Genomic DNA, 12,385 nt, shown 5'->3' on the forward strand with positions numbered 1-12,385 from the left:
CTTTTAACCAAACTCAAATACAATGAAAAAACTACTCGCCTTTTTCTTTTTAGGTTGTTTTGTTATTTCTGCACAACAGCTAGATATTTCAAAGTTTAAAAATATAAAACCACGAGCAATTGGTCCGGCAGGTATGAGCGGACGTATCACTGCCATAGATGTTGTAAATAAGAATCCAGATATTATTTATGTAGGTGCGGCTTCTGGTGGCGTTTGGAAATCTGAAAGTGGTGGAATCGATTGGAAACCTATTTTTGACGATCAGCCCTTATTAGGAATTGGTGCTATTGCTATTCAACAGAGTAACCCTGATGTTATTTGGGTAGGAACTGGTGAAGGAAATCCACGTAATTCTTTAAATGGTGGCTATGGAATTTACAAGAGTTTAGATGGCGGTAAAACTTGGAAATCTATGGGATTAGAGAAAACACGTAACATCCATAGAATTATAATAGACCGTGATGATCCGAATACCATTTATGTTGGAGCTATTGGTTCTCCATGGGGTGAGCATCCTGAGCGAGGTATATTTAAAACTACAGACGACGGAAAAACGTGGAATAAAATACTATTTGTAAATAATAAAACTGGGGCTGCCGACCTTGTTGTAGATCCGAACAATCCGAATAAATTAATTGCTGCCATGTGGGAGCATCGTCGTAAACCTTGGACCTTTAATTCTGGAGGAGAAGGGTCTGGTCTCTATATCACACATGATGGAGGTGAGAATTGGAAAAAGATCACTAGCAAAGAAGGCTTGCCAAAGGGTAACTTAGGAAGAATCGGTATTGCCATAGCGCCTAGCAGCACAAACATCATCTATGCTTTAGTTGAAGCAAAGAAAAATGCCTTATACAAATCTATTGATGGCGGTGCTAAATGGAAAAAAATAAATGATAAACCGGGCATAGGAAATCGACCTTTTTACTATTCTGATATCTTCGTTGACCCTTCTAATGAGAATAGAATTTATAGTGTTTTCACTTACGTAAACGTCAGTGAAGATGGTGGTAAGACATTTAAACAGCTTATGCCGGCGTACAATACTAATGTTGGTGTACATCCAGACCATCATGCTTGGTGGATACATCCTGAGAATCCTAATTTTATGATAGACGGTAATGATGGCGGACTAAATATTACTAAAGATCGAGGTAAAACGTGGCGATTTGTTGAAAATTTGCCTGTAGGACAATTCTATCATATTTCTTATGACATGGAATATCCTTACAATCTCTATGGAGGAATGCAAGACAATGGATCTTGGGCAGGACCAGCATATGTTCTAAAAGCGCAAGGTATTAGAAATGCATATTGGCAAGAAATTTCTTTTGGTGATGGTTTTGATGTAGTTCCCGACCCTAAAGATACTCGTTATGGATATAGCATGTCGCAACAAGGGTTTATTGTGCGTTATGATCGAGAAACAGGAAATGGTAAAATCATTCGTCCCACACATCCAGATTCTAAAATAAAACTCCGTTTCAATTGGAATTCTGCTATTGCCTTAGACCCTCACGATAACGAAACCATTTATTTTGGCAGTCAGTTTGTACATAAATCATCAAATAAAGGTCATGAATGGGAAATCATTTCTCCAGATCTTACAACCAATGATAAGTCAAAACAAAAACAACATGAGAGTGGCGGAATTACCATGGATGCTACCGGCGCAGAAAATCACACAACTATTTTAGCTATTACGCCCACTCAGCTAGAAAAAGGACTATTATGGGTTGGAACCGATGACGGATTAATACAATTAACCAGAGATGGAGGTACAACTTGGAGCAATGTAACCCCTAAAAACAAAAGCTTTCCAAAAGGCAGTTGGATCGCTCAAATAAAAGCATCTCCTTTTAACGCGGGCGAAGCCTATGCTGTAGTTAATAATTACAGAAATTTTGATTTTAAACCTTATTTATTTAGAACCAGAGATTATGGAAAAACCTGGGAAAGTTTACTTGATAAAAAAGAGGAAACCTTCGGGTATTCGCTTTCATTAATTCAAGATCCTATTGAAAAAAACTTATTGTTTTTGGGTACCGAAAATGGATTATATATTTCTATTGATGAAGGTAAAAATTGGACAAAATGGACAGAAGGTTATCCTTCAGTTCCTACCATGGATTTAGGAATACATCCTCGTGAGCATGATCTTGTTGTTGGTACGTTCGGACGTTCCTTTTATGTATTAGACGATATTCGCCCATTAAGAGAATTAGCACAGAAAGGTGCGAGCGAATTAAACAAAGCCTTAAATGTATTTGAGGCTCCAAAAGCATATATTAATCAGATTCAACAGCCCTTAGGAACTCGCTTCGGAGGTAATGCAATATTTAATGGTGAAAACAGGCGTCGTGGTGCTATGATTAGTTATAGTATCAACAAACCTGAAACAAAAGATGAAGCAAAAAATGATGCTAAGAGCACTTCCAAAAAGATAAGTGATTCGCTCATTGTTAAAGTTTACAATTCACAAGACAAACTTATTAGAACCTTAAAGCGTAAGGCACCTAAAGAGAATGGAATACATCGTTTGTATTGGAGACTAAATGAAAAAGGTGTTCAACGACCTTCTAGAAGATCAGCTAGAAAAAATGGACCTGAGCCTAGAGGGGTGACCGTATTACCAGGCGATTATAAAGTGGTGATTCACTATGGCTCTAATAAAGATTCTACAACTGTTTCAGTAGCTTATGACCCAAGAGTTGATATGCCAGCAAGTACATTAAAGGCAAAGTATGATCTGCTTAAGCAATTGGAGAAAAAGACAAGTTTAGTATCAAAAGCATTAGAACAATTAAAAGAATCGAAGAAAATAGCCGCATCATATAAAAAGCAGTTGAAAGAGCAAAAAGGCGATCAATATAAAGATGCCATAAAGGCAACAGACTCTATCACTAAGACCATTGGTAAATTAATAGATGGAATGATCGGAAAAGAAGACAAACGCCAAGGAATTACAAGAAATCCAGATCCTACCCCATTAACATTTATAAATACTGCCCGACGCTATGTAGGTTCTTTATTACAAATGCCCGGTAAAACGGAAAATGATGCTATTAAAAATGCAAATGAAAAAGTTGATAACGCTATAAGACCAATTAACGCGTTTTATAAAGATAGTTGGCCCTATTATAGAAAGCAAATTGAAAATTTAAATCTAAGTTTATTTAAAGATTATAAAGAGTTAAAAGAATAATTCTTATAGTTTATTCTTGGCAATTTTTTCAAAAAAGGGTTTTCTAAAGGTATTACCTATAGAAAGCTCTTTTTTATTTATCAAAACAGTGTCATTATAAATCTTATCAATATGCTTTAATGAAATGATATGCGATTTATGAATCTGAATAAAATTGTCTTCGGGTAAACTCGCTTTAATTTTTTTTAAAGTATTATAGGTGATTATTTGCTCATTCTGTAGGTGAATGCATATATAGTTCTTCAGTCCTTCTACGAATAATATATCGTCTAGAAATACTTTTGAGAATTTATTTTTTCCGTCTGTTTTAAAAAAGATATAGTTGCCCTCAGTTTTCACTTTTGTAAAACTATGATCAACGGTCTTAATCTTCAATTTAGTAATGGCCTTATAAAAACGCTCAAATGCAATTGGTTTTAACAAATAATCTTTGGCTTCTACTTCATAACTATCTATCGCAAATTGAGGATAAGCAGTTGTGAAAATTACTTGCGTATTTTTACTAATAATTTTGGAGAGTTGTAGGCCTGTTATTTCGGGCATCTGGATATCTAAAAAAAGAACATCAACATTATTACTTTCGAAATACCGTAATGCTTCTAGCGGATTTGTAAATGATTTAACCAATTCTAAAAAAGATACTTTCTCAATATATTTGCTTAGTAACCTAATTGCCGGTGGTTCATCATCTACAATAATACATTTTAGTAAATCACTCATTTTATCTTAATGGAATTTTAAAATAAGAATTGAAAATTTTATCTTCTTTAGACGAAGTTAGTTCATAGGAATCTTTAAAGATAACACTTAATCGTTTTTCCATATTTTTAGTTCCCACACCATTATCAGAATATTTTTCGGCCTCATTAATAAAATTTTTGGTATTAACTTCTAACGATTTTTTGTGAACATTAATTACTATTTCCGCCGGCCTATTTTTGTCGTTAATAATTCCATGCTTACACACATTTTCGATAAAGTGGATCAACATCATTGCTGGAATTTTTTGTTCTTTTACATTCCCATTGACGGTTAAATAAACATGTAGATTGTCTTCGTACCTCCGTTTATAAAAATGAAGATAATCTTTTACAAATGCCACTTCTTTCTTTAACAAAGTAAAGTCATCAGTAGCTTCGTATGTTACATAACGCATCAAATTAGATAACTTCAAAATATCATTTGCCATTTCTGGTTTTGTGTCAATCAAATTGGCATAAAAGCTATTTAATGTATTAAATAAAAAATGTGGGCTAATCTGAGATTTTAACACCGACAGTTGTGCTTGTTTATTCTCTAGTTCGAGCTGATGATTTTTCCCTTGGCTTTCTTTATAGCGAAAAAACAACGCTATAATACCACTTAATAAAGAAATGCGTAAGGTGTAATAAAAACTATCGAAAAAATAATTTTTAATAAAACTAAAATCAATTTTATCATAAAAGTAGTTATGACGACCTGTAAAATTAAATACCAAAACCTCATCTAAAAAAAACCGAATACTGGCAAACAGAAAACACATTGCTACAAACGACAGAGCATATTTGGCATATTTTCTATCGGTAATAAGTTGCGGAATAAAAATCACATAGTTTAAGTAATAAACAAGAAGCGAGGTGGTTAAAAATGTGAGTGAAAATAATGATATAGATAATTTATACTCAGATAAAGAAATATCTTTTAAAATAATATTACCCAATATCTCTAAACTCCATAAAACTAATATCACTAATAAGTTAAAAGTGAATTCCTTATTAATCTTCATATAATCAAAAATAGCACGAAAGTGAAGAAGATAAACATGTTTTAGACAAAATCATGCTTTTATTACATGAACCATTCGTTTTAGCCGATGTAATCATTGATCCTATAATAATTCTAGTTCATCAATTTTTGAAGGCCTTTGATGTAAAATTGATTTTTAAGCATAAAATTGTTGCTACCATTGTTGAAGAATTTTTAAATCTCCTATTATGAAACTCAACTTTTTATTAACTGCATTAATTGTTCTTCTATCTAATACCAACCAGGCTCAAATAAGCACCAGCCAAAGCCATGATTCAGAACTTAAAAAAATTAAAGTGCTCAACATTGGTGTGTTTCACATGGGTGAAACTACTGATGCTAATTCTACAGAATATGATGAAGCCTCTAGAAAATCAAAGCTAGAAATCGAAAAAATCACCAAGGCCATTGCAAAGTTTAAGCCTACAATTATCTTAGTTGAAGAACAACCAAAATATCAACAAGAACTAGAAAATGACTATAAAAAATATGTGCAAAACACTAAGGTTAAAACCAATTATCAAAACAACGAAATTCAACTTTTAGCATTCGAAATAGGACGGTTATCAAATGTTCAAAAAATAATAGGCATTGATCATAAAATGAGCTATAACTATGATATGTCTGCCCTGGCTGAGAAATTAGACGCTCAAAAATTTTATACTACTTTAAAACATTTGGATGAGTTAAAAAACTCCGTGCTTAACAATGTTGAAAAAAATGGATTAAAAAACACCTTATTATTATTGAATACCGATAAAGTTTACAACTTTTTAATAAACATAAATGCTGATATGCTCATGCTTGTAAACTCAAAAAACTCCTTTGAGGGAGCAGATGAAGCTGCTAAATTTTATCATCGAAACATTAGATTATTTGCCAATATTAATAAAGTTAAAATGACCAAAAGTGATCGGCTACTGATTATTTCTGGCGCAACGCATGCCGCATTTTTCAATAAGTTCATCAAACGCAGTATGATTTATGATCTAGTTCCTTTATCTACTTATTTGAAATGAGTAAACTACTTATTTGAAGGCACTAAACATTTTTTAGTATTCCACTTGCCCTTTAATGAGTCAAGTGGAATTCTACTTTTATCACAATACAAGAAATGACCGTTTACATCTTTTAGAAGGACAATCGTTTTGCCTTTTCTCACCGAGTCTAGAACAGCCTGAATTAATGTACTTCTAGCAGCAGATTTTAATCGTCTTCCAATTGATATTCCAACTTTATTATTGTGTAAGTCCATTTCAGTTGATGGCTTATCCGGTAAAAAACCATCTTCTAGCGCTCGTTTCTGATACGTCAAATAATTACCCTTTTCATGTGCTTTTCCTAAGCTATAGGCCGCTCTTCTACCAATACCTTGTGTTAATCTTGCCATCCAGTAACTATGCTTAAACGCATCTAATTGTCCTCCATTATTATCGCTATCAATAATATTTATATTTAAAATAGAATCTTTAACCTTTTCTGCCTCTTTCGAGATACTATAGGCTCGTTTAGCTTTAAAAGGATGCCACAAGACCCAATTTTTTTCTGGTTTGGAGAGCTTAGAAAACGACGTTTTTAAGGCTGAGGAACATCCAAAAAATAAAAAAATAAAGCACAAGTAAAATAGCTTTCTTATATTCATCAAAGCAAATCAAAGTTGACCCTCTAAAATAGAATTTTAAATTAGCATATTCGCAATTAAATCTAAGAATAATTGTTAAATAACTATTTATTTTGTTAATTTACAATTACTTAACCAAAATATTTTCAATTTTATGGAAAATTTACTCCCATTAATCGTACAACTTGTCAGCGGTGCCGTAGGCGGTAATTTAGCTGGATCTTTAATGAAAAAGTCCTCTATGGGCACTTTATGGAATTCCGTTTTAGGTATTCTTGGTGGTGGTCTTGGCGGTCAACTACTTAGTATGGTAGGCCTTGATGTTGGTGGTGGAGAAATGGATCTTGCTGGTATCTTAGGAAGCGTTGCCGGAGGCGGTGTTGGTGGTGGTGTTTTGATGGCGATTGTAGGATTAATTAAAAATGCTATGAACAAATAAGCTAGCAGTTTTAAAATTTATAAAGCACTCTGTAAAGGGTGCTTTTTTATTTTTAAATTCAACCCTTAAAAGCTTTTGACTAACAAATGAAAAAATTAGACGCCGGTTTTAAAAATTATGTGTTAAAATTTATAGATAATAAGAAATTACAAAACCACGTAGAAGAAATTATTGATTCATTCGAAATTTTAGAGCTTAAGAAAAATGATTTTCTAGTAAAAGAAGGACAAATATGTAAGCATTTTTGCTATCTAAAGAGCGGTATTTTACAACACTCTATTGAAATAGGCCGCGAAGAAAAAACCACATATTTAGCTTTAAAAAATTCATGTACATCAGCATTAAAGAGTTTTCTTCACAAAATACCTTCAAGAAAAAATATTAGAGCTATCAGTGATTGCGAATTAATGACGGTAAATCTTGAGACGTTTAGAAACCTTGTAGAAAATAATAAGGCTTTTTATACTTTTTACTATAATCTTATCGAAAACCAGATCTTCTTAATAGATGATTATCGCATCGATTTATTGATATATAGCCCAGAAGAACGCTATAAAAAATTATTAGCCAATGAGCCTAATTTATTGCAACAGGTACCCTTACACTACCTATCATCCTTTTTAGGAATTTCTACCCGTCATATGAGTAGAATACGTAAAGAAATAAAATAACGCCATTTGGCTGGTAAATTCAATTTATCTTTAATTATTTTTGAATCTCTTAATAATACTTATTACCATGAAATATGCCCTTATTGATCGAAATTTATTTATAAAGAATCGTAAAAATTTCGCTGCTCAAATGAAACCAAATAGCTTAGCAGTTTTTAATTCTAATGATATTTATCCGGTTAGTGCAGATAGCACCTTACCTTTTGAACAGCATCGAGATATTTTTTATTTAAGCGGAGTAGATCAGGAAGAGAGTATTTTGATTTTATTTCCCGATTGTCCAAAAGAAAAGCATCGTGAAATCTTATTCTTACGCGAAACAAATGAGCACATTGCTGTTTGGGAAGGTGAAAAATTAACCAAAGAAAAGGCGTTTGAAACCAGCGGAGTTAAAACCGTATATTGGTTACAAGATATGGAAAAGGTTATGTTTGAACTGATGACCCAGTGTGACACAGTTTATATTAATACCAATGAACATTATAGAGCCTCTGTAGTGACAGAAACTCGAGAGGATAGATATACTAAATGGCTAAAAGAAAAGTACCCTGCACATGCTGTTGCTAAAAGTAATCCAATCTTACAACGTTTACGTTCTGTAAAAGATCAGATAGAGCTAGACTTAATGCAAAAAGCTTGTGATATTACTAAGAAAGGGTTCAAAAGGGTGCTCAACTTTGTAAAACCTGGTGTAATGGAATATGAGATTGAGGCTGAATACATGCACGAATTTTTGCGAAATAGGTCTAAAGGATTTGCTTATACTCCAATTATAGCATCTGGTACTAATGCTAATGTTTTACATTATATAGAAAATAATCAAGAGTGTAAACCTGGTGATCTCATTTTAATGGATGTAGGCGCGGAGTATGCAAACTATTCGAGTGATATGACTCGTACCATACCAGTGTCTGGTAAATTCACCAAGAGGCAAAAAGAGGTTTATAATGCGGTATTACGAGTAAAAAATGAAGCCACAAATATGTTGGTTCCGGGTACGATCTGGGCTGACTATCATGTTGAAGTTGGTAAATTAATGACATCTGAGCTTTTAGGATTAAAATTAATTGATAAAGCGGATGTAAAAAATGAAAACCCTGATTGGCCGGCTTATAAAAAATACTTTATGCATGGTACTTCTCATCATATTGGTCTAGATACACATGACTATGGTATTTTAACCGAACCTATGGTGGCAAATATGGTCTTTACCGTAGAACCCGGAATTTATATTCCTGAAGAAGGTTTTGGTGTTCGATTAGAAGATGATGTTATTATACAAGAAAAAGACTCCCCATTTAACCTTATGAGGAATATCCCAATAGAAGTTGAAGAAATTGAAGATATAATGAACCGGTCATAGACCGGTTTTTTTTATTCTTTTAAAGAAAACTTAGGTGGTGATTGCCAAACAATATTGATACTTTTCCAACCGTCATCTGTTTTTACCATGTTTAGATAATCTATTCCCCACTCGGCCACAACCTTTACAACGGCTATTTTATCTGAAACTTCTAATACCTCAACTTTTCTAGGCGATTGGTCATTTGTTCTGTCTCCTTTAGCATTCCATCTTTTAGCAAGTTTTATCAATCTTTCAAAAGACATTTCAGATTTATCAGAATAGGCATCCTTTTTTTTGTCAAACCACCAGCCTACTTTTCGTAAATCTTTATGAACGCTTTTATAAGCAAGTGTTGTATCAACTTTATAAAAAGTATCAATATAGTTATACCCTGCTTGTGTTACATCTTTAATGACCTGCGCTTTATCTTGGGCTGCTAATTGTAAAGTGAAAATAAGTGCGAGAAGTATGGTTATAGATTTCATAATAAAGGTTTTACTCAAAGATATAGAATTAAAAATCGCCCCTGTGTTAAGAAAATCTTAAACAAAAAAAGCGAGCCTAAACTCGCTTTCACCATTAATCTATGATCGTAGATTACTTAAGCGTGATAATAACGCTCATTAATAATCTTACCATCCTTCCATTGCGTTCTATTTACTTGTTCAAATTTATGATGTTGGCCATCTTTCGTTTTGAATTCCATAATAGCTTCGTAGTAAGAAATGTCTCCCGAAACTGATTCGTTTTTAATGTCGTATCTAATAAATTCAGAAACGTCAGCTAATAATTCCTCTTCAGCCCGTATACATACATCTTTACCTACTTTAGGAGTTTCATTGGCTTCTTGCAATACTACATCATCCGCTAAGTATTTATGCATTGCTTCTAAAAACTGTCCGTTTCCAAGTAATTCTTTTAAATCTTTAAGTCCCTCTTTTATTTGGTTTTCCATGATTCGTTAATTTTAGATAAGAGCGCCATAAATATTTATGGCACTCTTGATTTTATATTTATTGTGCAACAGCAAATCTTCCGGCCTCTACTTTAGGGAAATCGACCTCAGTTTCGGCTATGTGATTCACATAATTTGTTAATGTATTCGAAACTACATTCAATACTATTTCTAACACATCGCCATCTGTATAACCTGCGTCTTTAACTGCTTGTAGTTCTTGATTGCTCACTACTCCACGGTTTTTGGTTACCAATTGAGCAAACTTTAAACCTGCTTCTACTTTTGCATCATCAGATTTACCTAAACGATTTTGTTCTGTTTGCTCGTCGGTTAATCCGCTCATTTTTCCAATTGCAGTATGTGCAGATAAGCAATAATTACAGCTATTTTCTTCAGCAATTGCTAGTGCTAATTGCTCTCTAAATTTTGCATTAAAGTTTCCACTTCCGGCGATTTCACCTAAAGACAAGTAGGCTTTTAGTGTAGCTGGTGAATTACCAAATACTTTAATCAAATTAGGTATAAAGCCTAATTTTTTATTTACTGCGTCAAATAATTCTTTTGACGTTCCTGTAGTAGTTTCTGGGTTTAATGTTTCAATTCTAGTACTCATAATGTTTAATTTTTTAAATTGTTATTACTTATTTTTTTCGCTTATGCGGATTTTAATTGATTGATCTGATTTCTTAAATCTCTTTCAGAGATAAGTCCGTTTTGTCTTCCAACTTCTTTTCCATCAGTAATATGAACTAAGGTTGGAATACTTCTTACACCAAACTGAATGGCTAGTTCTCTGTTTTGGTCAACATTTACTTTTTTAATGGTAACATCGCCATCAAATTCTTCTGCTAGTTTATGAACTGTTGGTAATAAGGTTTGACAGGGTCCACACCAATCGGCATAAAAATCGATTAGCACATTTTTATTATCCTCTATTGTTTTTTGAAAATCTTTTTGATCTAATTGTATGTCCATGATTCTTTGTTTTTAAATTCTGACACAAAGATGCGGCAGATATTAAGGCAAGAAAATGGACAAAAGTTCCTAAGGATTGGACAGGTTCAATATTCCATTAAAAAAAGAAGCCCGATTCGTTTGAATCGGGCTTTACAATTTTCGAAAAGTAGCTTAGGCTTTCTGTTTATTATTATGTGCTAATCCTGTTAAGGTTAAGGTTAATGCAACATGTATCATACTATTCATCCAACTGCCCGAAGGAATATGAACCATTACTAATGCTACTAACATTACAACGGCCATAGCACCATATGCTTCGAACAATCTCTTGTTTAATAATATGGCGATACCTGCTACTAATTCCGCTAAGGCTAAGAAACCAGCCAATATTAAATTTCCGGTATCTCCAAGAAATCCAAAGCCAATGCTTTGCAATCCTTCTGCCATCTTTTGGAGCCCTACACCTCCAAGAAAGCCAATAAAGAATTTTTCAAGTCCACCCCAAATAAAAAGCAAACCCATTCCTATTCTAATTAATAAATTTCCATTGATCATACTATATATATTTTGGTTAGTCTTTAAAGTTACTATTTCTTAAGCTCTTTCTCTAATTCTTCAGTAGTATATACATGACTAGAGATCATTCTAAAGTTAGTTAAAGCTGCTTGATAGCCATCTAATTCAGGTAACTTTGCTGCAGCTGTAGCATCTTTTACCACGGCCACTCTAAATCCTTGCTCTACAAGTTCTCGCATATGTGACTCTGTACATAAATTAGCTGACATTCCGCCAAGAATTACATTTTCAATACCTCTTTTACGTAATTGCAATACTAAATCATTCGTATCTGGCCCATATACCTTATGAGGGCTTGTCACTACTGTATTTCCGTCATTAATATATGGTTTATACTGTGCAAGCCAATCTGCTCCAGAATTTTCGAATTTATCTATAGACAATGCATCTTTGCGGTCAAACATTCCTATTTTATGCATTAGAGCTTCTAAGGCACCTTCAATCTTCCATTTATGATCATGTGGGTAATAATAGTGCGGCGATACAAAAACAGGTAAGTTATGTTCTCTACCTAACTTAAATAATTTTTCAATATTGGCAACCGTATTATTTTCTGTTACACTGGTGCCAACTACGCCCCATGTTACACCTTCTGGGCTAAGAAAATCATTTTGAGGATCGGTAATTACGATAGCTGTTCTATCATCAATTTTAAACCCAGGATCTGGTAATTGTGCAAAAACTGCAGTACTTGATATTGCAATACTTAAAAATAGTAATGCCTTTTTAATTTGTTTCATTATTCTAAAATTTTAATTATACAATCGGTTTATTGATAGCACAAAATTATAATGAGAACAAAGGGCAATAAATGGACAAAAGTTCCTT

15 protein-coding genes are annotated in these 12,385 nt (G+C 33.3%); 6 read left to right on the forward strand and 9 right to left on the reverse strand.

Annotation, left to right across the window (positions count from 1 at the left end; all coding sequences use genetic code 11):
- Positions 1–22: 22 nt before the first annotated feature.
- Entirely contained in the window at positions 23–3,205 is a 3,183-nt protein-coding gene (locus tag AC1EUU_RS10050; RefSeq protein WP_480201288.1) for a WD40/YVTN/BNR-like repeat-containing protein, read from the forward strand.
- A gap of 3 nt (positions 3,206–3,208) precedes the next feature.
- Here the strand turns inward: AC1EUU_RS10050 and AC1EUU_RS10055 are convergent, their stop codons facing one another.
- Together AC1EUU_RS10055 and AC1EUU_RS10060 are read right to left on the reverse strand one after the other, a co-directional pair.
- Positions 3,209–3,925 (reverse strand): LytR/AlgR family response regulator transcription factor, encoded by a 717-nt coding sequence (locus tag AC1EUU_RS10055; protein WP_480201289.1) that lies wholly within the window; start codon positions 3,923–3,925, stop codon positions 3,209–3,211.
- Position 3,926: 1 nt separating this feature from the next.
- Positions 3,927–4,970, reverse strand: coding sequence for a sensor histidine kinase (locus AC1EUU_RS10060; RefSeq protein WP_480201290.1), 1,044 nt, complete (start codon positions 4,968–4,970; stop codon positions 3,927–3,929).
- A 53-nt stretch (positions 4,971–5,023) separates the two neighbouring features.
- Here AC1EUU_RS10060 and AC1EUU_RS10065 point away from each other — a divergent pair, with 53 nt between their 5' ends.
- Both AC1EUU_RS10065 and AC1EUU_RS10070 read left to right on the forward strand, forming a co-directional pair.
- Complete coding sequence (locus AC1EUU_RS10065; protein WP_480201291.1) at positions 5,024–5,182, forward strand: hypothetical protein; 159 nt, start codon at positions 5,024–5,026, stop codon at positions 5,180–5,182.
- Positions 5,179–6,009, forward strand: a complete 831-nt coding sequence (locus AC1EUU_RS10070; RefSeq protein WP_480201292.1) for a DUF5694 domain-containing protein — start codon at positions 5,179–5,181, stop codon at positions 6,007–6,009. The genes AC1EUU_RS10065 and AC1EUU_RS10070 overlap by 4 nt, the downstream gene beginning before the upstream one ends.
- 5 nt (positions 6,010–6,014) lie before the next feature.
- Here AC1EUU_RS10070 and AC1EUU_RS10075 read toward each other — a convergent pair whose 3' ends face one another.
- Positions 6,015–6,632: a DUF6973 domain-containing protein gene (locus tag AC1EUU_RS10075; protein WP_480201293.1), complete on the reverse strand. Its 618-nt coding sequence runs from the start codon at positions 6,630–6,632 to the stop codon at positions 6,015–6,017.
- A gap of 133 nt (positions 6,633–6,765) precedes the next feature.
- Between AC1EUU_RS10075 and AC1EUU_RS10080 the strand changes: the two genes are divergently transcribed.
- From AC1EUU_RS10080 to AC1EUU_RS10090, 3 genes are all read left to right on the forward strand, one after another.
- Positions 6,766–7,050, forward strand: coding sequence for a hypothetical protein (locus tag AC1EUU_RS10080; protein ID WP_480201294.1), 285 nt, complete (start codon positions 6,766–6,768; stop codon positions 7,048–7,050).
- 86 nt (positions 7,051–7,136) lie between these two features.
- Positions 7,137–7,721, forward strand: coding sequence for a Crp/Fnr family transcriptional regulator (locus tag AC1EUU_RS10085; RefSeq protein WP_480201295.1), 585 nt, complete (start codon positions 7,137–7,139; stop codon positions 7,719–7,721).
- A gap of 67 nt (positions 7,722–7,788) precedes the next feature.
- On the forward strand, positions 7,789–9,084 hold the full coding sequence (locus tag AC1EUU_RS10090; protein WP_480201296.1) for an aminopeptidase P family protein: 1,296 nt from the start codon (positions 7,789–7,791) through the stop codon (positions 9,082–9,084).
- Between the two features lie 11 nt (positions 9,085–9,095).
- On the opposite strand, the gene AC1EUU_RS10095 is transcribed toward AC1EUU_RS10090, so the two are convergent.
- The 6 genes from AC1EUU_RS10095 to AC1EUU_RS10120 form a co-directional block, all read right to left on the reverse strand.
- The gene (locus AC1EUU_RS10095) at positions 9,096–9,551 is read right to left on the reverse strand and encodes a nuclear transport factor 2 family protein (protein ID WP_480201297.1); all 456 of its coding nucleotides are present in this window, start codon (positions 9,549–9,551) and stop codon (positions 9,096–9,098) included.
- 116 nt (positions 9,552–9,667) lie between these two features.
- Positions 9,668–10,021 (reverse strand): nuclear transport factor 2 family protein, encoded by a 354-nt coding sequence (locus tag AC1EUU_RS10100; protein ID WP_480201298.1) that lies wholly within the window; start codon positions 10,019–10,021, stop codon positions 9,668–9,670.
- 58 nt (positions 10,022–10,079) lie between these two features.
- The gene (locus AC1EUU_RS10105) at positions 10,080–10,637 is read right to left on the reverse strand and encodes a carboxymuconolactone decarboxylase family protein (RefSeq protein WP_480201299.1); all 558 of its coding nucleotides are present in this window, start codon (positions 10,635–10,637) and stop codon (positions 10,080–10,082) included.
- Positions 10,638–10,678: 41 nt separating this feature from the next.
- Complete coding sequence (gene trxA / locus AC1EUU_RS10110) at positions 10,679–10,999, reverse strand: thioredoxin (protein ID WP_480201300.1); 321 nt, start codon at positions 10,997–10,999, stop codon at positions 10,679–10,681.
- Between the two features lie 153 nt (positions 11,000–11,152).
- Positions 11,153–11,536, reverse strand: coding sequence for a DoxX family membrane protein (locus tag AC1EUU_RS10115; RefSeq protein WP_480201301.1), 384 nt, complete (start codon positions 11,534–11,536; stop codon positions 11,153–11,155).
- 32 nt (positions 11,537–11,568) lie between these two features.
- Positions 11,569–12,297, reverse strand: a complete 729-nt coding sequence (locus AC1EUU_RS10120) for a cysteine hydrolase family protein (RefSeq protein ID WP_480201302.1) — start codon at positions 12,295–12,297, stop codon at positions 11,569–11,571.
- Positions 12,298–12,385: the final 88 nt, after the last annotated feature.

This window comes from Maritimimonas sp. 2205BS37-2 (assembly GCF_056591755.1).